The following is a 25,889-nucleotide window of genomic DNA, read 5'->3' on the forward strand; positions in this document are numbered from 1 at the left end:
ATGAGCAAGATCCTTATCCGCGGCGCGAAGGTCCTCGGCGGCGACGTCAGGGACGTCCTGATCGACGGCGAGACCATCGGCGCGGTCGGCACCGGCCTCGACGCCGCCGACGCGACCGTGATCGAGGCGGCCGGACAGATCCTGCTGCCCGGCCTCGTCGACCTCCACACCCACCTGCGCGAGCCCGGCCGCGAGGACTCCGAGACCGTCCTCACCGGGACGAAGGCGGCGGCCGTCGGCGGTTTCACCGCCGTGCACGCCATGGCCAACACCTTCCCCGTCGCCGACACCGCCGGCGTCGTCGAGCAGGTCTGGCGGCTCGGCAAGGAGTCCGGCTACTGCGACGTGCAGCCGATCGGCGCCGTCACCGTCGGCCTGGAGGGCAAGAAGCTCGCCGAACTCGGCGCCATGCACGATTCGGCCGCCGGAGTGAAGGTCTTCTCCGACGACGGCAAGTGCGTCGACGACGCGGTCATCATGCGCCGCGCGCTGGAGTACGTGAAGGCGTTCGACGGCGTCGTCGCCCAGCACGCCCAGGAGCCCCGGCTGACCGAGGGCGCCCAGATGAACGAGGGCGTCGTCTCGGCGGAGCTCGGTCTCGGCGGCTGGCCCGCCGTCGCCGAGGAGTCGATCATCGCCCGCGACGTCCTGCTCGCCGCGCACGTCGGCTCCCGGGTGCACATCTGCCACCTGTCGACCGCGGGCTCCGTCGAGATCGTCCGCTGGGCCAAGTCCAAGGGCTGGAACGTGACCGCCGAGGTCACCCCGCACCACCTGCTCCTCACCGACGAGCTCGTACGCTCCTACAACCCGGTCTACAAGGTGAACCCGCCGCTGCGCACCGAGGCCGACGTCATGGCGCTGCGCGAGGCGCTCGCCGACGGCACCATCGACTGCGTCGCCACCGACCACGCCCCGCACCCGCACGAGGACAAGGACTGCGAGTGGGCCGCCGCCGCCATGGGGATGGTGGGCCTGGAGACCGCGCTCTCCGTCGTCCAGCAGACGATGGTGGACACCGGCCTCATCGACTGGGCGGGCGTCGCCGACCGGATGTCGTTCCGCCCGGCGGCCATCGGCAGGCTCGACGGACAGGGCCGGCCCGTCTCGGCCGGTGAGCCCGCCAACCTCGCCCTGGTCGATCCGTCATACCGTGGTGTCGTGGACCCCGCGGGCTTCGCCTCCCGCAGCCGCAACACTCCGTACGAGGGTCGCGAGCTGCCGGGCCGAGTGACCCACACCTTCCTGCGGGGCCGTGCCACGGTCGTCGACGGGAAGCTCGCGTGACATCACCCACCACCCACCTGTACCTCCGGCTGGCCGCCGAGCAGAAATCGGCCGAAGTGACCGACTGGTCCGCTCGCATCAGCTGGGTCATCGGACTGATCGTCTTCATCGCCTTCGTCTACTGGCTGATGCGCCAGGGATGGAAGTGGCGCGGAAGCCTCCAGTCCGGCCTGCCGGAGCTCGTCCCGACCCCGGACGGGTTCGCGGACGACGAGAAGCTGCTGACGCTCACCGGCAGGTACCACGCCTCGACGACCGCCGGGCAGTGGCTCGACCGGATCGTCGCGCACGGCCTCGGCACCCGCAGCCGCGTCGAGCTGACCCTGACCGACCGGGGCCTGGACGTCGTACGCCCCGGCGCGGCCGACTTCTTCGTCCCGGCCGACGCCCTGCGCGGGGCCCGGCTCGACAAGGGCATCGCGGGCAAGGTCCTCCCCGAGGGCGGCCTGCTGATCATCACCTGGGCCCACGGCGACAAGCTGATCGACTCCGGCTTCCGCTCGGACCGCTCGGCCGAGCACCCGGCCTGGGCCGAGGCCATCAACCAACTCACCAGCACGACGGAAGGCACCGCACGATGACGATCTCCACCCGGGGAGCCGGTAAAGCTCCCGCCGTACTCGTCCTGGAGGACGGCCGCACCTTCCGCGGCCGTGCCTATGGGGCCGTGGGGGAGACCTTCGGCGAGGCGGTGTTCTCCACCGGCATGACCGGCTACCAGGAGACGCTGACCGACCCCTCCTACCACCGCCAGGTCGTCGTGATGACGGCCCCGCACGTCGGCAACACCGGCGTCAACGACGAGGACCCCGAGTCCGGACGCATCTGGGTCTCCGGCTACGTCGTCCGCGACCCCGCCCGGGTCCCGTCCAACTGGCGCGCCCGGCGCTCGCTCGACGAGGAACTCGCGCGCCAGGGCGTCGTCGGCATCAGCGGCGTCGACACCCGCGCCCTCACCCGCCACCTGCGCGAGCGCGGCGCGATGCGGGTCGGCATCTTCTCCGGCGACGCCGTCGCCGACGAGGCCGCGCTGCTCGCCCGCGTCCAGCGGGCCCCCGAGATGGTGGGCGCCGACCTCTCCGCCGAGGTCGCCACCAAGGAGACCTACGTCGTCCCGGCGATCGGCACGAAGAAGTTCACCGTCGCCGCGATCGACCTCGGCATCAAGGGCATGACACCGCACCGGATGGCCGAACGCGGCATCGAGGTGCACGTGCTGCCCGCCACCGCGACCCTGGAGGACGTGTACGCGGTCGAGCCCGACGGCGTCTTCTTCTCCAACGGCCCCGGCGACCCCGCCACCGCCGACCACCCGGTCTCCGTCATGCGCGGCGTCCTGGAGCGCTCCACCCCGCTCTTCGGTATCTGCTTCGGCAACCAGATCCTGGGCCGCGCCCTCGGCTTCGGCACCTACAAGCTGAAGTACGGCCACCGCGGCATCAACCAGCCGGTGCAGGACCGTACGACCGGCAAGGTCGAGGTCACCGCGCACAACCACGGCTTCGCCGTCGACGCCCCTCTCGACAAGGTCTCCGACACCGAGTTCGGCCGCGCCGAGGTCTCCCACGTCTGCCTGAACGACCAGGTCGTCGAGGGGCTCCAGCTCCTCGACCGGCCCGCCTTCAGCGTCCAGTACCACCCCGAAGCGGCTGCCGGCCCGCACGACGCCGCGTACCTCTTCGACCGTTTCGTCACCCTGATGGAGGGCCAGCGTGCCTAAGCGCTCCGATATCCGGTCCGTCCTGGTCATCGGCTCCGGTCCGATCGTCATCGGACAGGCCGCCGAATTCGACTACTCCGGCACCCAGGCCTGCCGCGTCCTCAAGGCCGAGGGCCTGCGCGTCATCCTGGTCAACTCCAACCCGGCCACGATCATGACCGACCCGGAGATCGCCGACGCCACCTACGTCGAGCCGATCACCCCCGAGTTCGTCGAGAAGATCATCGCCAAGGAGCGCCCCGACGCGCTGCTCCCCACCCTGGGCGGACAGACCGCGCTCAACACCGCGATCTCCATGCACGAGAACGGTGTCCTGGAGAAGTACGGCGTCGAGCTCATCGGCGCCAATGTCGAGGCCATCCACAAGGGCGAGGACCGCGACCTCTTCAAGGGCGTCGTCGAGGCGGTCCGCGCCAAGATCGGCCACGGCGAGTCCGCCCGCTCGGTCATCTGCCACACCATGGACGAGGTCCTGGCGGGCGTGGACACGCTCGGCGGCTACCCCGTGGTCGTCCGCCCCTCCTTCACCATGGGCGGCGCCGGCTCCGGCTTCGCCCACGACGAGGAGGAGCTGCGCCGCATCGCCGGACAGGGCCTCACGCTCTCCCCGACCACCGAGGTGCTCCTGGAGGAGTCCATCCTCGGCTGGAAGGAGTACGAGCTGGAGCTGATGCGCGACCGGAACGACAACGTCGTGGTCGTCTGCTCCATCGAGAACTTCGACCCGATGGGCGTCCACACCGGTGACTCGATCACCGTCGCCCCGGCGATGACGCTCACCGACCGCGAGTACCAGCGGCTGCGCGACATCGGCATCGCGATCATCCGCGAGGTCGGCGTCGACACCGGCGGCTGCAACATCCAGTTCGCCGTCGACCCGGTCGACGGCCGGATCATCGTCATCGAGATGAACCCGCGGGTCTCCCGCTCCTCGGCGCTCGCCTCGAAGGCCACCGGCTTCCCGATCGCCAAGATCGCCGCCAAGCTGGCCGTCGGCTACACGCTCGACGAGATCCCCAACGACATCACCGAGAAGACCCCGGCCTCCTTCGAGCCGACGCTCGACTACGTCGTGGTCAAGGCCCCGCGGTTCGCCTTCGAGAAGTTCCCCTCCGCCGACTCCACCCTCACCACCACCATGAAGTCGGTCGGCGAGGCAATGGCCATCGGCCGGAACTTCACCGAGGCCCTCCAGAAGGCGCTGCGCTCCCTGGAGAAGAAGGGCTCGCAGTTCGCCTTCACCGGCGAGCCCGGCGACAAGACCGAGCTGCTGGCCGAGGCGGTCCGCCCGACCGACGGCCGGATCAACGCCGTCATGCAGGCGATCCGGGCCGGCGCCACCCAGGAGGAGGTCTTCGAGGCGACGAAGATCGACCCCTGGTTCGTCGACCAGCTCTTCCTGATCAAGGAGATCGCCGACGGACTCGCCGCCGCCGACGAGCTCGTCCCCGAACTGCTCGCCGAGGCCAAGCGGCACGGCTTCTCCGACGCCCAGATCGGCGAGATCCGCGGGCTGCGCGAGGACGTCGTACGCGAGGTGCGCCACGCGCTCGGCATCCGCCCGGTCTACAAGACGGTCGACACCTGCGCCGCCGAGTTCGCCGCGAAGACGCCGTACTTCTACTCCAGCTACGACGAGGAGAGCGAGGTCGCCCCCCGCACCAAGCCGGCGGTGATCATCCTCGGCTCCGGCCCCAACCGCATCGGCCAGGGCATCGAGTTCGACTACTCCTGCGTCCACGCCTCCTTCGCGCTCAGCGACGCGGGCTACGAGACCGTGATGGTCAACTGCAACCCGGAGACCGTCTCCACCGACTACGACACCTCCGACCGGCTGTACTTCGAGCCGCTGACGCTGGAGGACGTGCTGGAGATCGTGCACGCGGAGACCCTCGCGGGCCCGGTCGCCGGTGTCGTCGTCCAGCTCGGCGGACAGACCCCGCTCGGCCTGTCGCAGGCGCTCAAGGACAACGGCGTCCCGGTCGTCGGCACCCCCCCGGAGGCCATTCACGCCGCCGAGGACCGCGGCGCCTTCGGCCGCGTCCTGGCCGAGGCCGGGCTGCCCGCGCCGAAGCACGGCACCGCCACCACCTTCGACGAGGCCAAGGCCATCGCCGACGAGATCGGCTACCCGGTCCTCGTGCGCCCGTCGTACGTGCTCGGCGGCCGCGGCATGGAGATCGTCTACGACGAGACGCGGCTCGCCGCCTACATCGCCGAGTCCACCGAGATCAGCCCCACCCGTCCGGTCCTGGTCGACCGCTTCCTCGACGACGCGATCGAGATCGACGTCGACGCGCTCTACGACGGCACCGAGCTCTACCTCGGCGGCGTCATGGAGCACATCGAGGAGGCCGGCATCCACTCCGGCGACTCCGCCTGCGCGCTGCCCCCGATCACGCTCGGCGGCTTCGACATCAAGCGGCTGCGCGCCTCCACCGAGGGCATCGCCGAGGGCGTCGGCGTCCGCGGACTGATCAACATCCAGTTCGCGCTCTCCGGCGACATCCTGTACGTCCTGGAGGCCAACCCGCGCGCCTCGCGCACCGTCCCCTTCACCTCGAAGGCGACCGCCGTCCCGCTCGCCAAGGCCGCCGCCCGGATCTCGCTGGGCGCGACCATCGCCGAACTGCGCGCGGAGGGCCTGCTCCCGGCGCACGGCGACGGCGGCACGCTGCCACTGGACGGCCCGATCTCCGTCAAGGAGGCCGTCATGCCGTGGTCGCGCTTCCGCGACATCCACGGCCGCGGCGTCGACACCGTCCTCGGCCCGGAGATGCGCTCCACCGGCGAGGTCATGGGCATCGACTCGGTCTTCGGCACGGCGTACGCCAAGTCGCAGGCCGGCGCCTACGGGCCGCTGCCCACCAAGGGCCGCGCGTTCATCTCGGTCGCCAACCGCGACAAGCGCTCGATGATCTTCCCGGCGCGCGAACTCGTCGCCCACGGCTTCGAACTGCTCGCCACCTCCGGCACCGCCGAGGTCCTGGGGCGCAACGGCATCAACGCCACGGTCGTGCGCAAGCAGTCCGAGGGCGTGGGCCCCGAGGGCGAGCGGACCATCGTCCAGCTGATCCACGCGGGCGAGGTCGACCTGATCGTCAACACGCCGTACGGCACGGGCGGCCGCCTCGACGGCTACGAGATCCGCACCGCCGCCGTGGCCCGGTCCGTGCCGTGCCTGACGACGGTCCAGGCGCTCGCCGCCGCCGTCCAGGGCATCGACGCGCTCACCCACGGAGACGTCGGGGTCCGTTCCCTCCAGGAACACGCGGAACATCTGACCGCGGCCCGCGACTAGCAGACCGGCAGGGGGGCACCGGAAACGGTGCCCCCTCTCTGTGAGGACACCCCGATGTACACATTCTTCTTCCGGCTGATCTTCCGGCGGATGGACCCCGAACAGGCGCACCACCTGGCCTTCCGCTGGATCCGCCTGGCCGCCCGCGTCCCCGTCCTGCGCACCTTCGCCGCCGCCGTGCTCGCCCCCCGGTACGAGCGACTGCGCACCGAGGCGTTCGGGCTGCGGATGCACGGCCCGTTCGGCCTGGCCGCCGGCTTCGACAAGAACGCCGTCGGGATCGACGGCATGGCCATGCTCGGCTTCGACCACGTCGAGATCGGCACGGTCACCGGCGAACCGCAGCCCGGCAACCCCAAAAAGCGCCTTTTCCGCCTCGTCGCGGACCGCGCGCTGATCAACCGCATGGGCTTCAATAACGAGGGCTCGGCCGCGGTGGCCCGGCGCCTTGCCGCCCGCAACCCGGTCTTCAGGACCACGGTCGGCGTCAACATCGGCAAGACGAAGCTCGTGCCGGAGGCCGAGGCGGCCGGTGACTACGTCACCTCCACCGAGCGGCTCGCCCCGCACGCCGACTACCTCGTCGTGAACGTCTCCTCGCCCAACACCCCCGGTCTGCGCAACCTCCAGGCCACCGAGGCGCTCCGCCCGCTGCTCGCCGCCGTGCGCGAGGCCGCCGACCGCACCGTGACCGACCGCCGGGTCCCGCTGCTCGTCAAGATCGCCCCGGACCTCGCGGACGAGGACGTCGACGCGGTCGCCGACCTCGCGGTCGAGCTGGGTCTGGACGGCATCATCGCCACCAACACCACCATCGCCCGCGACGGCCTCGGCCTGCGCTCCCCGGACTCCCTGACCGGGGAGACCGGCGGACTCTCCGGAGCGCCCCTCAAAGCACGCTCCCTGGAGGTCCTGAGCCGCCTCTACGCACGCGTGGGCGACCGGATCACCCTGGTCGGTGTCGGCGGCATCGAGAACGCCGAGGACGCCTGGCAGCGCATCCTCGCCGGCGCCACGCTCGTCCAGGGATACAGCGCCTTCATCTACCGGGGCCCGTTCTACGCCCGGGCGGTCCACAAGGGCCTGGCCGCGCGCCTGGCCGCATCCCCGTACGCCACCCTCGCCGAGGCCGTCGGCGCGGAGACCAGGAAGGCCGCGGCATGAGCCAGGAACCGTTCGGCGCACGACTGCGCCGCGCCATGGACACCCGCGGGCCGCTCTGCGTCGGCATCGACCCGCACGCCTCGCTGCTCACCGCCTGGGGCCTCGCCGACGACATCGCCGGGCTGGAGCGGTTCACGCGTACGGTCGTCGAGGCACTCGCCGACCGGGTCGCCGTGCTCAAGCCGCAGTCCGCGTTCTTCGAACGCTTCGGCTCGCGCGGCATCGCGGTGCTGGAGAAGGCGGTCGAGGAGGCGCGGGCGGCCGGAGCGCTCGTCCTGATGGACGCCAAGCGCGGCGACATCGGCTCCACCATGGGGGCCTACGCGGCAACCTACCTGGACCCCGGCTCGCCGCTGTTCTCCGACGCGGTCACCGTCTCGCCGTATCTGGGCTTCGGCTCGCTGCGCCCGGCACTGGACGCGGCGGTCCTCTCCGGCTCGGGCGTCTTCGTGCTCGCCCTCACCTCCAACCCGGAGGGCGCGGAGGTACAGCGCGCCACCGCCGCCGACGGCCGTTCGCTGGCCCAGCTGATGCTCGACCACATGGCCGCCGAGAACGAGGGAATGACCCCGCTCGGCTCCGTCGGCGCGGTGGTCGGCGCCACGCTCGGCGACGCGGGGGCGGATCTCGCGATCAACGGTCCCCTGCTCGCCCCCGGCATCGGGGCCCAGGGCGCGACCCCCGCCGATCTGCCCGGGGTCTTCGGCTCCGCAGTGGGCAACGTGCTGCCCAGCGTGAGCCGCGGCGTGCTGAGCCGCGGACCGGACGCGGCGGGGCTGCGCGAAGCCGCCGACCGGCTCACGGAAGAGGTCCGAACGGCGGTCTCGGGTACGTGACCATGCCACGCATTCGCGTGTCGACCGTACCCTGACCGAAAAAACTCGGTTGTTATGCCTGAAATGTCCTGGTCGGCAGAGGCTGACCAGGACTTTTCGCTGGTTCTCGCTGACTCGGACGGTTCAGGCCGCTAGTCTCCGTCGAGAGCCGACGAACACATGTGGTCCGTCGCTCACCTGGTGTGGAGCGAAATGCTTCCTCACCGGTCCGTATCCGACAGATCGACATCCGAGGTGACGTAGGCGTGGCTCTTCCGCCCCTTACCCCTGAACAGCGCGCAGCCGCGCTCGAAAAGGCCGCCGCGGCTCGCCGGGAGCGGGCCGAGGTCAAGAATCGACTCAAGCACTCCGGCGCCTCCCTCCACGAGGTCATCAAGCAGGGGCAGGAGAACGACGTCATCGGGAAGATGAAGGTCTCCGCCCTGCTGGAGTCCCTGCCGGGCGTGGGCAAGGTCCGCGCCAAGCAGATCATGGAGCGGCTCGGCATCTCCGAGAGCCGCCGGGTCCGGGGTCTCGGCTCCAACCAGATCGCATCCCTGGAGCGGGAGTTCGGCGGCAGCGCCGCCTGAGTTCTCGGGCACCCCCGAGAACCTGGATAATCGCCCCATGGCTGCAACATCCCGGGGGACGTCCCCCGTACCCCCGGACGTACGTCCGCGGCTGACCGTGCTCTCCGGCCCCTCCGGGGTCGGCAAGAGCACGGTCGTCGCCCATATGCGCAAGGCCCACCCCGAGGTATGGCTCTCGGTGTCGGCGACGACCCGCAAGCCGCGCCCCGGCGAGCGCGACGGTGTCCACTACTTCTTCGTGGAGAACGACGAGTTCGACAAGCTGATCGCCAACGGCGAGCTGCTGGAGTGGGCCGAGTTCGCGGGCAACCGCTACGGCACGCCGCGCCGCGCGGTGCTCCAGCGGCTGGAGGCGGGTGAGCCGGTGCTGCTGGAGATCGACCTCCAGGGCGCCCGGCTGGTCCGGCAGTCGATGGCGGACGCCCGGCTCGTCTTCCTGGCCCCGCCGAGCTGGGAGGAGCTGGTCCGGCGGCTCACCGGCCGCGGCACCGAGTCGGCCGAGGTGATCGAACGACGGCTGGCCGCCGCCAGGATCGAACTGGCGGCCGAGTCCGAGTTCGACACCACCCTGGTCAACACCTCCGTCGAGGACGTCGCGCGCGAGCTGCTAGCCTTGATGCTGGAGTCTTCCGACCGCAGTGACGGCACCGACTGATCACGTCGACGACATCGACCGACAACCGTCGGCCGACGGACATCGACCCGCAGTCGCACCGGCACCATCACGGAACTCCGCGCTGTCAAAGGTTTCTTTGATCTTCACCCCCTTCGGAAGGCAGAGAGTGTCCTCTTCCATCACCACGCCCGAGGGCATCATCAACCCGCCGATTGATGAGCTCCTTGAGGCCACCGACTCGAAGTACAGCCTCGTGATCTACGCGGCCAAGCGCGCGCGCCAGATCAACGCGTACTACTCGCAGCTCGGCGAGGGTCTCCTGGAGTACGTCGGTCCGCTCGTCGACACCCACGTGCACGAGAAGCCGCTCTCGATCGCGCTCCGCGAGATCAACGCGGGCCTGCTCACCTCCGAGGCCATCGAGGGCCCCGCGCAGTAGGCAGGGACTGCACCTTCACCACAGGCCCGGCGGCCATGACCGCCGGGCCTGTGGTGTGTCCGGGGCGGCGGCGCCCGAACGGGTGCCGTGCGGCAGCATGGGGGTGTTCGTATCCGAGTGCGGGGAGACGCAGTGGACAAGCCGAAGGTCGTTCTGGGGGTCAGCGGAGGCATCGCCGCGTACAAGGCGTGCGAGCTCCTGCGCCGGCTGACCGAGTCCGGCCACGACGTACGGGTCGTGCCGACGGAGTCGGCGCTCAACTTCGTGGGGGCGGCCACCTGGTCGGCGCTCTCCGGGCACCCGGTCGCGACAGAGGTCTGGGACGATGTCCACGAGGTGCCGCACGTCCGGATCGGGCAGGCCGCCGACCTGGTCGTCGTCGCCCCGGCCACCGCGGACACGCTCGCCCGGGCCGCCCACGGCCTCGCCGACGACCTGCTCACCAACACACTCCTCACCGCGCGCTGCCCGGTGGTCTTCGCGCCCGCCATGCACACCGAGATGTGGGAGCACCCCGCCACCCGGGAGAACGTGGCCGCGCTGCGCCGCCGCGGCGCCGTCGTCATCGAACCCGCGGTCGGCCGGCTCACCGGCGTCGACACCGGAAAGGGCAGGCTGCCCGATCCCGGGGAGATCTTCGAGGTCTGTCGGCGCGTGCTGGCCCGGGGGGCGGCCGGGACGGACCTGGCGGGCCGGCACGTCGTGATCAGCGCGGGGGGCACCCGCGAACCGCTCGACCCCGTGCGCTACCTCGGAAACCGCTCCTCCGGCAAGCAGGGGTACGCCCTGGCGCGCACCGCGGTCGCCCGCGGCGCCCGGGTCACCCTGATCGAGGCCAACACCGGCCTGCCCGATCCGGCGGGCGCCGACGTCCTGCACGCCGGGACCGCGGTGCAGCTGCGCGAGGCGGTGCTCGGGGCCGCCGAGGACGCCGACGTGGTCGTGATGGCCGCCGCGGTCGCCGACTTCCGTCCGGCCGCGTACGCGTCGGGGAAGATCAAGAAGAAGGACGGCCAGGAGCCCGCGCCCATCGCGCTGGTCCGTAATCCGGACATCCTCGCCGAGGTGTCCGCCGAACGCGCCCGGCCGGGGCAGGTCGTGGTCGGGTTCGCCGCCGAGACCGACGACGTCCTCGCCAACGGACGCGAGAAGCTCCGCCGCAAGGGCTGCGATCTCCTGGTCGTCAACGAGGTGGGGGAGCGCCGGACCTTCGGTTCCGAGGACAACGAGGCCGTGGTGCTCGCGGCCGACGGCGCCGAGACGCCGGTGCCCCACGGCCCCAAGGAAGCGCTCGCCGACACGGTCTGGGATCTCGTGTCGCCGCGTTTGGGATGAAGATCTCGTTTCATGTTCCGACAGGGCCCGATTGCCCCGGAAAATCGGGCATGAATGGCATATCGGGGAGGACGGTTCCCGGTCTTCCGGCACCGTTCCGGCCACCGTGGGACTCCCAAAGGACGAGACGCGCTGTCCACCGAACGGAAGTGACCGATAAACTGTCCCAGGACCGTGCCGGGCGCAGCTCCCGGCGGTCCGCCAAATGATCAGCCAGCAGCCGCTGCAACCCCAGGGAGCGATGTGTCCCGCCGTCTCTTCACCTCGGAGTCCGTCACCGAGGGCCACCCCGACAAGATCGCTGACCAGATCAGCGACACGATCCTCGACGCCCTGCTCCGTGAGGACCCCACCTCGCGTGTCGCCGTCGAGACCCTGATCACCACCGGTCTGGTGCATGTCGCGGGTGAGGTCACGACCAAGGCCTACGCCGACATCCCGACCCTTGTGCGCAACAAGGTCCTGGAGATCGGCTACGACTCCTCCAAGAAGGGCTTCGACGGCGCCTCCTGCGGCGTCTCGGTGTCCATCGGCGCGCAGTCGCCCGACATCGCGCAGGGCGTCGACACGGCGTACGAGGCACGCGTCGAGGGTTCCGCCGAGGGCGAGGACGGCGACGACCTCGACAAGCAGGGCGCCGGCGACCAGGGCCTGATGTTCGGCTACGCGTGCGACGAGACGCCCGAGTTCATGCCGCTGCCGATCCACCTCGCGCACCGGCTCTCGCGCAGGCTCTCCGAGGTCCGCAAGAACGGCACCATCCCGTACCTGCGTCCCGACGGCAAGACCCAGGTCACCATCGAGTACGACGGCGACAAGGCGGTCCGGCTCGACACGGTCGTCGTGTCCTCGCAGCACGCCAGTGACATCGACCTCGATTCGCTGCTCGCGCCCGACATCCGCGAGTTCGTCGTCGAGCACGTGCTCGCACAGCTCGTCGAGGACGGCATCAAGCTGGACACCGAGGGCTATCGTCTGCTGGTCAACCCGACCGGGCGTTTCGAGATCGGCGGCCCGATGGGCGACGCCGGCCTGACCGGCCGCAAGATCATCATCGACACCTACGGCGGCATGGCCCGCCACGGCGGCGGCGCCTTCTCGGGCAAGGACCCGTCCAAGGTCGACCGCTCGGCCGCCTACGCCATGCGCTGGGTCGCCAAGAACGTCGTCGCCGCGGGTCTCGCCTCCCGGTGCGAGGTCCAGGTCGCGTACGCGATCGGCAAGGCCGAGCCGGTCGGCCTGTTCGTCGAGACGTTCGGTACCGCCACCATCGAGACCGAGAAGATCGAGCACGCCATCGGCGAGGTCTTCGACCTCCGCCCGGCCGCGATCATCCGCGATCTCAACCTGTTGCGTCCGATCTACGCCCAGACCGCGGCGTACGGCCACTTCGGCCGTGAGCTGCCGGACTTCAGCTGGGAGCGCACGGACCGGGTCGAGGCCCTGCGCGAGGCCGCCGGGCTGTAACCCTTGAGGGCATTCGCCCTTCGCACACGCGCCGGGGCCCGGCCACCGCACAGGGTGGCCGGGCCCCGGCGCGTCCGGCCTCCGGGCGCCTTGCCACCGGGGGCACGTTGTCCGTGGCCTCTGGTAGGAATGTGGCTGTGAGCAGCGACGACAAGCGGTCCGAGGACCCCGGCGGCGGGGCCCCGGAGCAGCTCGCGCTGATCCGTGAGACGGTGCGGAGCGCGAAGGTGCCGCGGGCCAAGCCGCGGACCTGGCGCGGCGCCAAGCTCGCCGAGCGGCTGCCCGTCGCCCGGGTGCTGGTCAACAAGGGCGCCCTCCACCTCGACCAGTACTTCGACTACGCCGTGCCCGAGGAGCTCGACGCGGAGGCGCGGCCCGGGGTGCGGGTGAGGGTGCGGTTCGGGGCCGGGGGCCGCCAGGTCAGGGGCGGCAGACGTGAGGGCGGTGGCCTGATCGACGGGTACCTCGTCGAGCGGCTCGCCGAGTCCGACTACAGCGGCGCCCTCGCCGCGCTCGCCTACGTCGTGTCGCCCGAACCGGTGCTGAGCCCGGAACTGCTCGCGCTCGCCCGGGCCGTCGCCGACCGGTACGCGGGCAGCCTCGCCGACGTCCTGCAACTTGCCGTGCCGCCCCGGAACGGCAGAGCCGAGTCCAGGCCCTCGCCCGCCCCCCTGCCCCCGCCCCCCGTGCCGCCGACCGGCAGCTGGGACCGGTACCCGCAGGGGCCCGCGTTCCTGCGGGCCCTGGCCGAGGGCGGTGCGCCCCGGGCCGTGTGGACGGCACTGCCCGGACCGCACTGGCCCCAGGAGATCGCCGCGGCCGTGGCCGCCGCACTCGCCTCCGGCCGGGGCGCACTGGTGGTCGTCCCGGACGGCCGGGTCGCCGGGCGGGTGGACGCCGCGCTCACCGGCCTGCTCGGAGAGGGACACCACGCGCTGCTGACCGCCGACTCCGGACCGGAGAAGCGGTACCGGGAATGGCTGGCCGTGCGGCGCGGTTCCGTCCGGGCGGTCGTCGGGACGAGGGCCGCGATGTTCGCCCCCGTGGCGGACCTGGGCCTGGTGGCGGTCTGGGACGACGGCGACTCCAGCCACAGCGACGACAACGCCCCCTTCCCGCACGTCCGCGAGGTGCTCGAACTCCGGGCGGCGCACGCCCGGTGCGGCTTTCTCCTCGGCTCCACCAGTTGCACGGTGGAGGCCGCGCAGCTGGTGGAAAGCGGTTGGGCGCTGCCGCTGGGCGCGGACCGGGAACAGCTGCGGATCGCGGCGCCCCTGGTGCGTACCGTCGGCGACGGGGAACTGGCCGGGGACGGGGCCGCGCGGGCCGCCCGGCTGCCCAGCCTGGCCTGGCGGACGGTGCGCGACGGGCTGCGCGGCGGGCCCGTGCTGGTCCAGGTGCCGCGCCGCGGATACGCCCCCCGGCTGGCGTGCGAGCGCTGCCGCGAACCGGCCCGGTGCCGGCACTGCGCCGGGCCGCTCCGGGCACCGGACCGTCATGAGCTCGACTGCGCCTGGTGCGGACGCGCCGAAACCGCCTGGCACTGTGTGGCCTGCGGCAGCAACCGGCTGCGGGCCCAGATCGTCGGAGCGCGCCGGACCGCCGAGGAACTCGGCCGGGCGTTCCCCGCCGTGCCGGTGCGCACCTCGGGCCGGGACCACGTCCTGGAATCCGTGCCGGACCAGCCGGCGCTGGTCGTCAGCACGCCGGGCGCCGAGCCCGTGGCGGAGGGCGGTTACACGGCGGCGCTGCTGCTGGACGGGTGGGCGATGGTCGGGCGCCCCGATCTTCGGGCCGGGGAGGAGGCACTGCGCCGTTGGCTGGCCGCCGCCTCGCTGGTACGGGGCCGGCCCGACGGCGGCACGGTGGTGATCGTCGCCGAGCCGACCCTGCGCCCCGTGCAGGCGCTGGTGCGCTGGGACCCGGTGGGGCACGCCCGCCGTGAGCTGGCGGAACGGGCCGAGCTGGGCTTTCCGCCGGTGTCCCGGATGGTTTCGGTGACGGGCCCTCCGGAGGCCCTCGCCGCGTTCCTCGCCGCCGCCGAACTGCCTCCGGAGGCGCAGGTGCTCGGCCCGGTGCCGGTACCGCGGGCGGAACCGGGCAGGCCCCGCAGGTCCGGCGACGCGCCACCGGGAGAGGCCTGGGAGCGGGCTCTGGTCAGGGTGCCGCCGGGCAGCGGCGCGGCCCTGGCCGCGGCCCTGAAGTCGGCGCAGGCGGCGCGGCTCTCCCGCGGTACCGGCGATCAGGTCCGGATCAGGGTGGACCCGCCGGACATCGGATGACGGCAGGGGCGGTCGGCGGTGCCCCGGCCCGTCCGGGGCGGGCGGTGCCTCTCCGGCCGCCGGGGCCGTGCGCGACGACGCGTGTTCCCGGCGGACACACGGCTGCCCCGCCGTGCGTCGGGCGCGGCGGGGCAGTGGACGGGTGGTCAGCCGTTGCGCGGGCCGGGGAAGGCCCCGGGACGGAGGTCCTCGCGCAGCCCCTGACGGTCGGCGGAGGGCTGCGGGGGCATGGAGCGGGCGGCGGGAACGGCGGGCAGCGCCGATCCGTTGCCCGATCCGGGCGTCACGGGCAACGGACGCGGCATCGCGCTGTCCGCGGCGACCTCGGGCGCTCCCGTCTGCCGGGCGTTGCGGCGTGCGCCGTAGCGGCGGTGCACCGCCTGCTTGGTGACCCCGAGGGCGGAACCCACCGCGTCCCAGGAGAAGCCCAGCGAGCGGTCGAAGTCGACCGCGGCGGTGACCAGGGTCTCGACACTGTCGCGCAGTTCCTGGGCCAGCCTGACGGTGGGGGCCGGGGCCCTGCCGTAGACGACGAAGCCCGTGGACGGGCCGGAGCGGCGCGGGCGGTAGACGTTGCCCAGTTGGGCGGTGAGCGTGCGGAGCGCGTCCACCTGCCGCCGGACCCGCTCGATGTCCCGTACCAACAGATGCAGGCTGGCCCGCGCTTGGGCGTCGTGGGTTGCGTGGTCGGCCATGAAGAAGCCTCTCGAACCGGCGTTGAAAGGGATCGGCCGCACCATGGCGGCTCGCTTCGGTCAATCTCTCTTGACCAACGCGGCAGTCGGTGATCTGGTCACGCTGCGGGGGCGCGAGCGCATCCACGAGGGGCGCGCAGTGATGCGTACGCCCCCCGGCCGCCCGGCCCATAGACTTGGTCCGGCCGGTGGACGGAGGCGGCGTCACCCCACTTCGCCGGCCGTCCCCCGTGTCGTTCACCACCGTACGTTCCGGCCCGAGAGGCAGTCAGCCACCCATGAAGCTCGTCTTCGCAGGCACCCCCGAGGTAGCCGTACCCGCCCTGGACGCCCTGATCGCCTCCGACCGGCACGAGGTGGCGGCCGTCGTCACCCGTCCCGACGCACCCGCCGGCCGGGGCCGCCGACTCGTCGCCAGCCCGGTCGCGGAGCGGGCCGAGGAGGCCGGGATCGAGGTGCTCAAGCCCGCCCGGCCGCGCGACGAGGACTTCCTGGCGCGGTTGCGGGAGATCGGCCCGGACTGCTGCCCGGTCGTCGCCTACGGGGCGTTGCTGCCGAAGGCAGCGCTCGACGTGCCCGCCCGCGGCTGGGTCAACCTCCACTTCTCGTTGCTGCCCGCCTGGCGCGGAGCCGCGCCCGTGCAGCACGCGCTCATGGCGGGGGACGAGGTGACCGGCGCGTCGACCTTCCTGATCGAGGAGGGGCTCGACTCCGGACCCGTGTACGGCGTCCTCACCGAGGAGGTGCGTCCCACCGACACCAGCGGCGACCTGCTCACCCGGCTGGCGTTCGCCGGGGCCGGGCTGCTCGTCGCGACCATGGACGGCATCGAGGACGGCACGCTGCACGCCGTGGCGCAGCCCGCCGAGGGCGTCACCCTCGCGCCGAAGATCACCGTCGAGGACGCCCAGGTGCGGTGGTCCGCCCCCGCCCTGCGGGTCGACCGGGTGGTGCGCGGCTGCACCCCCGCCCCCGGCGCCTGGACGCTCTTCCGGGGGGAACGGCTGAAGCTGGTCCAGGCGACACCGGTCCTGGACCGTGCGGACCTGGCCCCCGGCGAGCTGTCCGCGGCCAAGAACAACGTGTACGTGGGCACCGGCTCGCACGCGGTGGAGCTGCTCTGGGTCCAGCCGCAGGGCAAGAAGCCGATGCGGGCCGCGGACTGGGCCCGCGGGGTACGGATCGTCCCCGGCGAGCTGCTGGGAACCTGAGCCGGGCCCCGGTGGCTCCGCCCAGCGCCCCGGTCCGGCGGCGGTGTCCGGGCGGCCGGGGCCGGGCGGCGGCGTAGGGTGGCGGGGTTCGCCCCCTCACCACCAGCGGAGCACCTTTCACGTGAACGACCAGCAGCGCCGACGCCCGGCCAAGCCGCACCGCCGCCCCAAGAAGGACCCCGTCCGCTTCCTCGCCTTCGAGGCACTGCGGGCCGTCGACGAACGCGACGCGTACGCCAACCTCGTCCTGCCGCCGCTGCTGAAGAAGGCACGTGCCGCGGGCGACTTCGACCACCGGGACGCGGCGCTGGCGACCGAGCTGGTCTACGGGACGCTGCGCCGCCAGGGGACGTACGACGCCATCGTCGCGGCCTGCATCGACCGGCCGCTGCGCGAGGTCGACCCACCGGTCCTGGACGTGCTGGACATGGGTGTGCACCAGCTCCTGGGCACCCGTATCCCGACCCACGCCGCGGTCTCCGCCAGCGTGGAACTCGCCCGGGTGGTGCTCGGCGAGGGGCGCGCCAAGTTCGTGAACGCCGTCCTGCGGAAGGTCGCCGCGGACGATCTCGACGGCTGGGTGGCACGGGTGGCCCCGCCGTACGACGAGGACGCCGAGGACCACCTCGCGGTCGTGCACTCGCACCCCCGCTGGGTCGTCTCCGCCCTCTGGGACGCGCTGGGCGGCGGCCGCGCCGGGATCGAGGACCTCCTCGAAGCGGACAACGAACGGCCCGAGGTCACACTGGTCGCCCGCCCCGGCCGCGCCACCCCCGACGAACTCCTCACCGCGCTCGGCGAGGAGAACGGCCTGCCCGGCCGCTGGTCGCCGTACGCCGTGCGGATGGCGGAGGGCGGCGAGCCCGGCGTCCTGGAGGCGGTGCGCGAGGGGCGCGCCGGGGTCCAGGACGAGGGCAGCCAGCTGGTGGCCGCGGCCCTCGCCGCCGCGCCGCTGGAGGGCCGCGACACCCGATGGCTCGACGGCTGCGCCGGACCCGGCGGCAAGGCCGCCCTGCTCGGCGCGCTCGCCGCCGGACGCGGGGCCGCCCTGCTGGCAGCCGAGAAGCAGCCGCACCGGGCCCGTCTCGTCGAGCGCGCGCTGGCCGGCAACCCGGGGCCGTACCAGGTGATCGCCGCCGACGGCACCCGCCCGCCGTGGCGGCCCGGCACCTTCGACCGGGTCCTGATGGACGTGCCGTGCTCCGGCCTCGGCGCGCTGCGGCGTCGCCCCGAGGCCCGCTGGCGGCGTCGCCCGGAGGACCTGGAGCGCTTCGCCCCCCTGCAACGCGGCCTGCTGCGCGAGGCGTTGGCGGCGGTACGGATCGGCGGCATCGTCGGCTACGCGACCTGCTCCCCGCACCTCGCGGAGACCCGGGTCGTCGTCGAGGACGTGCTCAAGGGGCGCGGCGGGCAGCCGGTCGAGGCGGAGTGGGTCGACGCCCGTCCGCTGATGCCGGGAGTGCCCGCCCTCGGCGACGGCCCCGACGTCCAGCTCTGGCCGCATCTGCACGGCACTGACGCGATGTACCTGGCACTGCTGAGGCGTACCGGCTGAGGCGGACGGCCGGGCCGCGCCGAACCGGTGGCGGACCCGTCGACCACGCAGCGGGCGGCGGGGCGGTTGGGGGCCGAAACGTCCGGATCGGGCGATGGCAAGGCCGGGATTCCGCGAACTGTAATGATCCCGTGAGGCTTTGGCCCCCGCCGAGGCGGGGAAGTGACGCGGAACATGGCAGGCTTGGGACATGGCCCAGATCAACCCCAGCATCCTGTCCGCCGACTTCGCCCGCCTCGCCGAGGAGGCGAAGGCGGTCGAAGGCGCCGACTGGCTCCACGTCGACGTGATGGACAACCATTTCGTCCCCAATCTGACCCTCGGCGTGCCGATCGTGGAAGCGCTCGGCCGGGCCACGGACATTCCGCTGGACTGTCATCTGATGATCGAGGACGTGGACCGCTGGGCGCCGCAGTACGTCGAGGCGGGTGCCGGTTCCGTCACGTTCCATGTGGAGGCCGCGGCGGCCCCGGTGCGGCTGGCGCGGGAGATCCGGGCCAAGGGGGCGAGGGCCTCCATGGCGCTCAAGCCCGCGACGCCCATCGAGCCGTACGAGGACCTGCTCCCCGAGCTCGACATGCTGCTGATCATGACGGTGGAGCCGGGTTTCGGCGGCCAGGCGTTCCTGGACATCATGCTGCCGAAGATCCGCCGCACCCGTGAGCTGATCTCCAAGCACGGACTCGAAGTGTGGCTCCAGGTCGACGGCGGTGTCTCCGCGACCACCATCGAGCGGTGCGCCGAGGCGGGCGCGGACGTGTTCGTGGCGGGCTCGGCCGTGTACGGGGCCGAGGACCCGGCCGAAGCGGTGCGCGCACTGCGGGCCGGGGCGGACACGGCCACGGCCTCGGCGGCCTGGGCGTGCCGCCACTGAGAGCCGCTCGGGCGGTCTCCGGGCGGAGGCCGCCCCGGCCGTGGGAGGAAGTCCGTCCGGCCAAGGGCAGATGAACGGGGTCCGACGGGACCGGTCAGGGATCGCCGGATCTGACAGGATGAACGGCGTATCGAGAGTGTGAACAGCAGTGAGGAGATCGCGGTGTCTGCTATGTCGGCGGGACGGTCCGCCCTGCGGATGGGGCCCGCGGAGCTGGTGCAGGCGGCGGCCATGGCCCGCCGCTTCTACCTCGAAGGAAAGTCGAAGATCCAGATCGCCGAGGAGTTCGGCGTCAGCCGCTTCAAGGTCGCCCGGGTCCTGGAGACGGCACTGGAACGCGACCTCGTACGCATCGAGATCCGCGTCCCCGCCGAGCTGGACGCCGAGCGTTCCGACGCGCTGCGGGCCCGCTACGGACTGCGTCACGCGGTGGTCGTCGAATCGCCCGCGGAGGAGCCTGACGACGCGCCGGACCCGGAGAACCTCGGTGAGGTCGCGGCCGACCTGCTCGGCGAACTGGTGACCGAGGGCGATGTGCTCGGTCTCGCCTGGGGCCGGTCCACGATCCACATGGCGGCGGCCCTCGACCGGCTCCCGCCCTGCACGGTCGTGCAGCTCACCGGCGTGTACGACGCGGGTACGGCCGAACGCGGCTCGGTCGAGGCGGTCCGGCGTGCCGCCCAGGTGGCCGGCGGCGAGGCCCATCCGATCTACGCGCCGATGCTGCTGCCCGACCCGGCCACGGCCGCGGCGCTGCGCCACCAGACGGGTATCGCCCGGGCCTTCGAGTACTTCGACAGGGTGACCGTCGCGGCGGTGTCCATCGGCTCCTGGGAACCGGGCATCTCCACCGTCCACGACATGCTCCGGGAGGAGGAGCGCGCGCACTACGCCTCGCTCGGTGTCGCCGCCGAGATGTCCGCGCACCTCTTCGACGCGGAGGGCCGCCGGGTCGGGCGGGACCTGGGGGAGCGGTGCATCACGGTCGAGGCCGACCGGCTGCGCCGGATCCCGGAGGTGGTGGCGATCGCGGGCGGCCGGCGGAAGGCGGCGGCGATCGGCGCGGTGCTGCGGTCCGGCCTGGTCACGAGTCTGGTGACGGACACGGCGGCGGCGGACTACCTGCTGACCGAGTCGGCGGCGCCGCGCCGGCCCGCCCTGGAAAGGGCCGACCCCGACGGGGAGTGAGCCCGATGCCGTCCGGCGGCGGTGGCCGTCGCCGCCGCCGCGACGGCGCGCCGCGAGCATGCGCGGCCGAGCACGGGGCAGCACACGGAACGCCCGGGCCGCCGGTGAGCGGCCCGGGCGTCGTGGTTCCGTGGTGCGGCCCCGTGGTGCGGCGGCCTCTCAGTCCTGGGCGATGCCCAGGACCGTCGCCTCCAGGTACTCCTGCGGCTCCTCGTACTGGCCCACGTCGTCCGGGTTGTAGCGCGGGGTCTGGCGCGACCAGTCGAGGTTGCCGCGCATCCAGCTGCGCATCCCGTCCAGGTAGGGCAGAAGAATCCCGGACAGCTGCGGGTAGGCGCTCAGCAGCTCGGTCTCCGCGGCGAGGAACCGCCGGGTCTCGCGGTCGGTCTCCGCGCAGACGTGTTCCAGCGCCTCCTGCTTGCCGTATCCGCGATGGTGCCGGACCAGGTGGACGAGATTGTGGATCTCGCCGAGGACCTGCTCCTTCTCGTACGAGTACACGTCGTTGGCCCAGCACACGACATTGCACGAGGCTTCCAGCGCGGTGATGAACCGGGCGTCGTTGTGGATCGACTCGGGGGCCTCGATCCCGGCGACGATCTCTATCAGGTCCATGCAGACGTGGATCGCGCCGGTGTGGCGCCGATTGGCGATGTACGCCTCCTCGGACGGGACCACGCCCCCGGCACGGTTCCCGGCCTCCCAGGTGGTGGTCGTCGTGAGGTAGGTGGTCAGGTGCCAGCCGAACCGGACACGCCAGTGCGCGGCCGTCCTCGGTGTCGTCCGTTCCCACAGGTCGGCCAAGGCGACCACGGCCGCGGGGAACTCCTCGTCCGACGGGAGGCCGTCGCCGTCGATCACGGACCGCATCACCGCGACCACGTCCCGCACCCGCCCCGGGCTGCGGCCGAGGTGTCCGTCGTCGAGCTGGTCGTCGACGAGGAACAGCCATACGAACCAGTCGGCGACGAGGTCGAGTCCTTCCGCGTCGGCATGCGGGTACACCATGCCGACGAACGCCCCGAAGTCCGCCTGCTCGAAGCGTTCCCTGGCCGAATCGCGGTGCACCAGGCCGGTGTTGCGGATCCACTCGCCGAGGTGGACGCGGGTGTGCTCGACGTGCGGATTCGTGCGCTGGGGGAACGGGCAGTAGATGTCGGGCAGTTGGCTCTCCACGGTGCGTCCTGATCCTCTCCGGTCGTACCTCTGACGGAAGTTGTGGGCCTTCCGTCTCCTCCTCCGGGGCGTCGTGGTGACCCGCGGGACCTGCGGCTTTGAAGCTACCCGAGCGCTTGTCGCCAGGTCCAGGGATGATGATCGTGAATGATATGGGCGGCACTGGGTATCGTCCGTGGCAAGGCGGGTTCCGCTCGCCGGGCTCCCGTGCGCCTCATTCGGAGGAACGTACGAGTGCGGGGGCTCATCGCTGTGCCTTCGTGGAAGCGACCCGCGCCGTTTCGTGTGAAAAAATGAGCATCATGCGTTTTCTTGAGCCCGGTACCGGTCGTTACACAGAGTCCCCCTCGGTTCCGTACGACCTCACGTACGACGATGTCTTCATGATCCCGGGCCGCTCGGCGGTCGGTTCCCGCCAGGGTGTCGACCTCTCCTCGCCCGACGGCACCGGCACCACCATCCCGCTGGTGGTGGCGAACATGACGGCCATCGCCGGCCGCCGGATGGCCGAAACGGTCGCCCGGCGCGGCGGGCTCGTCGTCATCCCGCAGGACATCCCGATCACGGTCGTCGCCGAGGTCGTCTCCTGGGTGAAGAGCCGCCACCTGGTGCTCGACACGCCGATCGTGCTGGCCCCGGGCCAGACGGTCGCCGACGCGCTGTCGCTGCTGCCCAAGCGCGCGCACGGCGCGGGCGTCGTCGTCGACGAGCGGCACCGGCCCGTCGGTGTCGTCACCGACCACGACCTGACCGGCGTCGACCGCTTCACCCAGCTCTCCGAGGTCATGTCCCGTGACCTGGTGCTGATCGACGCGGACATCGACCCGCGCGACGCGTTCAACAAGCTCGACGGGGTCCACCGCAAGCTGGCCCCCGCCGTCGACGCGGACGGCCGACTCGTCGGCATCCTCACCAGGAAGGCCGCACTGCGCGCCACGCTGTACACCCCCGCCACCGACGCCGCGGGCCGACTGCGGATCGCCGCGGCCGTCGGCATCAACGGCGACGTCGCGGGCAAGGCGAGGCAACTGCTCGACGCGGGCGTCGACACCCTCGTCGTGGACACCGCCCACGGCCACCAGGAGTCCATGATCGACGCGGTCCGGGCGGTCCGGGCGCTCGACCCCCGGGTGCCGGTCGTCGCGGGCAACATCGTCGCCGCCGAGGGGGTGCGCGACCTCGTCGAGGCCGGCGCGGACATCATCAAGGTCGGCGTCGGGCCCGGCGCGATGTGCACGACCCGGATGATGACCGGCGTGGGACGGCCGCAGTTCTCCGCGGTCCTGGAATGCGCCGCCGAGGCGAGGAAGTACGGCAAGCACGTGTGGGCCGACGGCGGTGTGCGGCACCCGCGCGACGTCGCGATGGCGCTCGCCGCGGGGGCGTCCAACGTGATGATCGGCTCGTGGTTCGCCGGCACGTACGAGTCGCCGGGCGACCTCCAGCAGTCCGCCGACGGGCGCTTCTACAAGGAGTCCTTCGGCATGGCCTCCGCCCGCGCCGTGAAGAACCGCACCTCGGACGAGTCGGCGTACGACCGGGCGCGCAAGGCGCTCTTCGAGGAGGGCATCTCCACCTCGCGGATGTTCCTGGACCCGGCCCGGCCCGGTGTGGAGGACCTGATCGACTCGATCGTCGCGGGCGTCCGCTCCTCCTGCACCTACGCGGGCGCGGCGTCACTGGAGGAGTTCGCCGAGAAGGCGGTCGTCGGAGTGCAGAGCGCCGCCGGATACGCGGAGGGCAAGCCGCTCCACGTAAGCTGGAGTTGATCGCTCACCCATCGCAACTCCGTTGCCCCTCACGGTCGTTCGTTCCGTGAGGGGCAACTGTCGTTGCGGGCCCGGGAACCGCGGGGGCACGGTTGTCCGGTTCCGGCCCCCGGGTGGCGAGGGGCATCGCTTCAACAACGGTGCAATGTAAGTAATATGAACCCCAATCAGCTGCCCGCCTCTTAGCGGTAAGGGATCTCATGTCCTTCTTCACTGACCTGGCCCACCAGTACATCGACGGGGAGTGGAGGCCGGGCAAGGGGTCCTGGGACATCATCGACTTCAATCCGTACAACGGCGAGAAGCTGGCCTCGATCACGGTCGCCACGGCCGACGAGGTGGACCACGCCTACCGCTCGGCCGAGGCCGCCCAGCGCGCCTGGGGCGACACCAACCCGTACACCCGGCGGCTGGTGCTGGAGCGGGCGCTGCACATCGTCGAGGAGCGCGAGACCGAGATCGGCGACGCGATCGTCGCGGAGCTCGGCGGCACCCGGATCAAGGCGGCCTTCGAACTGCACCTGGCCAAGGAGTTCCTGAGGGAGTCGATCCAGCTCGCGCTGCGGCCCGCCGGGCAGATCCTGCCCTCGCCGACCGAGGGCAAGGAGAACCGTGTCTACCGGGTGCCGGTCGGCGTCGTCGGTGTGATCAGCCCGTTCAACTTCCCGTTCCTGCTGTCGCTGAAGTCGGTCGCGCCCGCCCTGGCGCTCGGCAACGCGGTGGTGCTCAAGCCGCACCAGAACACCCCGATCTGCGGCGGCACCCTGGTGGCGAAGGTGTTCGAGGACGCCGGTCTCCCGGCCGGGCTGCTGAACGTCGTGATCACCGACATCGCGGAGATCGGCGACGCGCTGCTGGAGCACCCCGTCCCGCAGGTCATCTCCTTCACCGGCTCGGACAAGGTGGGACGGCACGTCGCCACGGTATGCGCGGCGAACCTCAAGCGGGCCGTGCTGGAACTCGGCGGGAACAGCGCGCTGATCGTCCTGGACGACGCCGATCTGGACTACGCCGTGGACGCGGCGGTCTTCAGCCGGTACGTGCACCAGGGCCAGGTCTGCATGGCCGCCAACCGGATCCTTGTCGACCGGGCGGTGGAGAAGGAGTTCACCGAGAAGTTCGTCGCCAAGGTCGCCTCGCTGCCGGTCGGCGACCCGGCGGACCCGCGGACCGTGATCGGCCCGCTGATCAACGCCACCCAGGCCGAGGCCATCACCTCGCTCGTCGACCAGACGGTGGAGGACGGCGCCACGGCCCTGCTGCACGGCCGCGCCGAGGGGAACCTGGTCAGCCCCTCCGTACTGACCGGGCTGCCCGCCGATTCCCCCGTCCTGTCCCAGGAACTGTTCGGCCCGGTCGCGCTCGTCGTGCCCTTCGACGGCGAGGACGAGGCGGTGCGGATCGCCAACGACACCCCGTACGGGCTGAGCGGCGCCGTGCACACCGGCAACATCGAGCGCGGGGTACGGGTCGGGCAGCGCATCCACACCGGCATGATCCACATCAACGACGGCACGGTCCACGACGAGCCCATCGTCCCGTTCGGCGGCGAGAAGAGTTCCGGTCTCGGCAGGCTGAACGGCGAGTCCATGGTCGAGGCGTTCACCACCCAGAAGTGGATCTCGGTGCAGTACGGACGCTCGCGCTTCCCGTTCTGACCGGTCGCCGGATGCCGTGAACGCGCCCGGAGGGGCGGTGCCATGGTCTACTTCGGGGGCGGCTCCCACCGCCCCCGAACCGGCCATCGCAGAGAAGTGAACCGCCCGACGTGCGCCTGAACGACCTCGACGAACGCATCGTCCACGCCCTCGCCGAAGACGCCCGGCGCTCCTACGCGGACATCGGCGCGCTCGTCGGCCTGTCCGCGCCCGCCGTGAAACGCCGGGTGGACCGGCTGCGTGCCGAGGGCGCGATCACCGGGTTCACGGTACGGGTCGACCCGGCGGCGCTGGGGTGGGAGACCGAGGGCTACATCGAGATCTACTGCAGCCGGAACACGTCACCGGAGGCGATCAAGCGGGGGCTCGCCCGGTATCCGGAGGTCGCCTCGGCCTCCACGGTGACCGGCGAGGCCGACGCGCTCGTCCAGGTCTTCGCCGCGGACATGCGCCATTTCGAGCAGGTGCTGGAGCGGATCGCGGGCGAACCGTACATCGAGCGGACGAAGTCCGTGCTGGTGCTGTCGCCGCTGCTGCGGCGCTACTCGTCGGGCTCGCCGGGGTGAGTGCCCACCGCAGCTCGCCCCACCGGCCCTGAGACCTGCGTCACGTCTCTGACCTGCGAAGACGTCCTGCGCAATGAATCGCCGGGGCGAGTGTGCGACGCGCAACGGATCGACGGTGGATGCGCAACGCTCGCGCCTTGTCCGTGCCGAGAGGCGGACCGTACCGTCGATACGTCCCCGC

Annotated in this window: 21 protein-coding genes; 19 read left to right on the top strand and 2 right to left on the bottom strand. The window is 71.9% G+C overall.

The annotated features are described in order from the left end of the window. The 12 genes from ACF1CT_RS28455 (at position 1) to ACF1CT_RS28510 (ending at position 15,016) form a co-directional block, all read left to right on the top strand. Positions 1–1,287, top strand: coding sequence for a dihydroorotase (locus ACF1CT_RS28455; RefSeq protein ID WP_391786830.1), 1,287 nt, complete (start codon positions 1–3; stop codon positions 1,285–1,287). Further along, positions 1,284–1,868, top strand: coding sequence for a hypothetical protein (locus ACF1CT_RS28460; protein ID WP_391786831.1), 585 nt, complete (start codon positions 1,284–1,286; stop codon positions 1,866–1,868). Before ACF1CT_RS28455 ends, ACF1CT_RS28460 begins: the two co-directional genes overlap by 4 nt. After that, a complete protein-coding gene (carA, locus tag ACF1CT_RS28465) occupies positions 1,865–3,007 on the top strand; it encodes a glutamine-hydrolyzing carbamoyl-phosphate synthase small subunit (RefSeq protein ID WP_391786832.1) in 1,143 nt (380 codons plus the stop codon). Before ACF1CT_RS28460 ends, carA begins: the two co-directional genes overlap by 4 nt. Further along, complete coding sequence (gene carB / locus ACF1CT_RS28470; RefSeq protein ID WP_391786833.1) at positions 3,000–6,308, top strand: carbamoyl-phosphate synthase large subunit; 3,309 nt, start codon at positions 3,000–3,002, stop codon at positions 6,306–6,308. The genes carA and carB overlap by 8 nt, the downstream gene beginning before the upstream one ends. Before the next feature lie 54 nt (positions 6,309–6,362). Beyond that, positions 6,363–7,472 carry a quinone-dependent dihydroorotate dehydrogenase gene (locus ACF1CT_RS28475; RefSeq protein ID WP_391786834.1) on the top strand — a complete coding sequence of 370 codons (1,110 nt, stop codon included), beginning with the start codon at positions 6,363–6,365 and terminating at the stop codon, positions 7,470–7,472. Then, on the top strand, positions 7,469–8,308 hold the full coding sequence (gene pyrF, locus ACF1CT_RS28480) for an orotidine-5'-phosphate decarboxylase (RefSeq protein ID WP_391786835.1): 840 nt from the start codon (positions 7,469–7,471) through the stop codon (positions 8,306–8,308). Before ACF1CT_RS28475 ends, pyrF begins: the two co-directional genes overlap by 4 nt. Positions 8,309–8,553: 245 nt before the next feature. After that, the gene (locus ACF1CT_RS28485; protein WP_014157387.1) at positions 8,554–8,877 is read left to right on the top strand and encodes an integration host factor; all 324 of its coding nucleotides are present in this window, start codon (positions 8,554–8,556) and stop codon (positions 8,875–8,877) included. 37 nt (positions 8,878–8,914) lie between these two features. Further along, complete coding sequence (gene gmk / locus ACF1CT_RS28490; protein WP_391786836.1) at positions 8,915–9,532, top strand: guanylate kinase; 618 nt, start codon at positions 8,915–8,917, stop codon at positions 9,530–9,532. Positions 9,533–9,659: 127 nt separating this feature from the next. Further along, complete coding sequence (rpoZ, locus tag ACF1CT_RS28495) at positions 9,660–9,932, top strand: DNA-directed RNA polymerase subunit omega (protein ID WP_003970369.1); 273 nt, start codon at positions 9,660–9,662, stop codon at positions 9,930–9,932. Positions 9,933–10,064: 132 nt separating this feature from the next. Continuing rightward, positions 10,065–11,267 carry a bifunctional phosphopantothenoylcysteine decarboxylase/phosphopantothenate--cysteine ligase CoaBC gene (gene coaBC, locus ACF1CT_RS28500; protein WP_391786837.1) on the top strand — a complete coding sequence of 401 codons (1,203 nt, stop codon included), beginning with the start codon at positions 10,065–10,067 and terminating at the stop codon, positions 11,265–11,267. Between the two features lie 243 nt (positions 11,268–11,510). Next, a complete protein-coding gene (gene metK / locus ACF1CT_RS28505) occupies positions 11,511–12,734 on the top strand; it encodes a methionine adenosyltransferase (protein ID WP_391786838.1) in 1,224 nt (407 codons plus the stop codon). A 137-nt stretch (positions 12,735–12,871) separates the two neighbouring features. Then, positions 12,872–15,016, top strand: a complete 2,145-nt coding sequence (locus ACF1CT_RS28510) for a primosomal protein N' (RefSeq protein ID WP_391786839.1) — start codon at positions 12,872–12,874, stop codon at positions 15,014–15,016. 146 nt (positions 15,017–15,162) lie between these two features. Here ACF1CT_RS28510 and ACF1CT_RS28515 read toward each other — a convergent pair whose 3' ends face one another. After that, the gene (locus ACF1CT_RS28515; RefSeq protein ID WP_391786840.1) at positions 15,163–15,711 is read right to left on the bottom strand and encodes a hypothetical protein; all 549 of its coding nucleotides are present in this window, start codon (positions 15,709–15,711) and stop codon (positions 15,163–15,165) included. A 278-nt stretch (positions 15,712–15,989) separates the two neighbouring features. On the opposite strand from ACF1CT_RS28515, the gene fmt reads away from it, so the two are divergent. From fmt to ACF1CT_RS28535, 4 genes are all read left to right on the top strand, one after another. Next, positions 15,990–16,922, top strand: a complete 933-nt coding sequence (gene fmt / locus ACF1CT_RS28520) for a methionyl-tRNA formyltransferase (protein WP_391786841.1) — start codon at positions 15,990–15,992, stop codon at positions 16,920–16,922. Between the two features lie 121 nt (positions 16,923–17,043). Beyond that, a complete protein-coding gene (locus ACF1CT_RS28525; protein ID WP_391786842.1) occupies positions 17,044–18,477 on the top strand; it encodes an RsmB/NOP family class I SAM-dependent RNA methyltransferase in 1,434 nt (477 codons plus the stop codon). 190 nt (positions 18,478–18,667) lie between these two features. Continuing rightward, complete coding sequence (rpe, locus tag ACF1CT_RS28530; RefSeq protein ID WP_391786843.1) at positions 18,668–19,351, top strand: ribulose-phosphate 3-epimerase; 684 nt, start codon at positions 18,668–18,670, stop codon at positions 19,349–19,351. A gap of 171 nt (positions 19,352–19,522) precedes the next feature. Next, positions 19,523–20,539: a sugar-binding transcriptional regulator gene (locus tag ACF1CT_RS28535; RefSeq protein WP_391786886.1), complete on the top strand. Its 1,017-nt coding sequence runs from the start codon at positions 19,523–19,525 to the stop codon at positions 20,537–20,539. A gap of 159 nt (positions 20,540–20,698) precedes the next feature. On the opposite strand, the gene ACF1CT_RS28540 is transcribed toward ACF1CT_RS28535, so the two are convergent. Further along, positions 20,699–21,715, bottom strand: a complete 1,017-nt coding sequence (locus ACF1CT_RS28540) for a terpene cyclase (RefSeq protein WP_391786844.1) — start codon at positions 21,713–21,715, stop codon at positions 20,699–20,701. Between the two features lie 302 nt (positions 21,716–22,017). Between ACF1CT_RS28540 and ACF1CT_RS28545 the strand changes: the two genes are divergently transcribed. The 3 genes from ACF1CT_RS28545 to ACF1CT_RS28555 all read left to right on the top strand — a co-directional run bounded on the left by ACF1CT_RS28545 (position 22,018) and on the right by ACF1CT_RS28555 (position 25,708). Beyond that, positions 22,018–23,484, top strand: coding sequence for a GuaB1 family IMP dehydrogenase-related protein (locus tag ACF1CT_RS28545; protein ID WP_391786845.1), 1,467 nt, complete (start codon positions 22,018–22,020; stop codon positions 23,482–23,484). Between the two features lie 200 nt (positions 23,485–23,684). Continuing rightward, positions 23,685–25,142, top strand: coding sequence for an aldehyde dehydrogenase family protein (locus ACF1CT_RS28550; RefSeq protein WP_391786846.1), 1,458 nt, complete (start codon positions 23,685–23,687; stop codon positions 25,140–25,142). 110 nt (positions 25,143–25,252) lie between these two features. After that, positions 25,253–25,708 (top strand): Lrp/AsnC family transcriptional regulator, encoded by a 456-nt coding sequence (locus tag ACF1CT_RS28555; protein ID WP_391786847.1) that lies wholly within the window; start codon positions 25,253–25,255, stop codon positions 25,706–25,708. Positions 25,709–25,889 lie beyond the last annotated feature (181 nt).

The sequence above is a fragment of the Streptomyces sp. NPDC014734 genome, assembly GCF_043083325.1.
Lineage (GTDB): Bacteria > Actinomycetota > Actinomycetes > Streptomycetales > Streptomycetaceae > Streptomyces.

Bases quoted from the DNA above. Each gene is read 5' to 3' on its own strand.
- ACF1CT_RS28455 (WP_391786830.1), top strand. From the start codon at position 1: ATGAGCAAGATCCTTATCCGCGGCGCGAAGGTCCTCGGCGGCGACGTC.
- carA (WP_391786832.1), top strand. From the start codon at position 1,865: ATGACGATCTCCACCCGGGGAGCCGGTAAAGCTCCCGCCGTACTCGTC.
- ACF1CT_RS28475 (WP_391786834.1), top strand. From the start codon at position 6,363: ATGTACACATTCTTCTTCCGGCTGATCTTCCGGCGGATGGACCCCGAA.
- pyrF (WP_391786835.1), top strand. From the start codon at position 7,469: ATGAGCCAGGAACCGTTCGGCGCACGACTGCGCCGCGCCATGGACACC.
- gmk (WP_391786836.1), top strand. From the start codon at position 8,915: ATGGCTGCAACATCCCGGGGGACGTCCCCCGTACCCCCGGACGTACGT.
- ACF1CT_RS28515 (WP_391786840.1), bottom strand. From the start codon at position 15,711: ATGGCCGACCACGCAACCCACGACGCCCAAGCGCGGGCCAGCCTGCAT.
- fmt (WP_391786841.1), top strand. From the start codon at position 15,990: ATGAAGCTCGTCTTCGCAGGCACCCCCGAGGTAGCCGTACCCGCCCTG.
- rpe (WP_391786843.1), top strand. From the start codon at position 18,668: ATGGCCCAGATCAACCCCAGCATCCTGTCCGCCGACTTCGCCCGCCTC.
- ACF1CT_RS28535 (WP_391786886.1), top strand. From the start codon at position 19,523: ATGTCGGCGGGACGGTCCGCCCTGCGGATGGGGCCCGCGGAGCTGGTG.
- ACF1CT_RS28545 (WP_391786845.1), top strand. From the start codon at position 22,018: ATGCGTTTTCTTGAGCCCGGTACCGGTCGTTACACAGAGTCCCCCTCG.
- ACF1CT_RS28550 (WP_391786846.1), top strand. From the start codon at position 23,685: ATGTCCTTCTTCACTGACCTGGCCCACCAGTACATCGACGGGGAGTGG.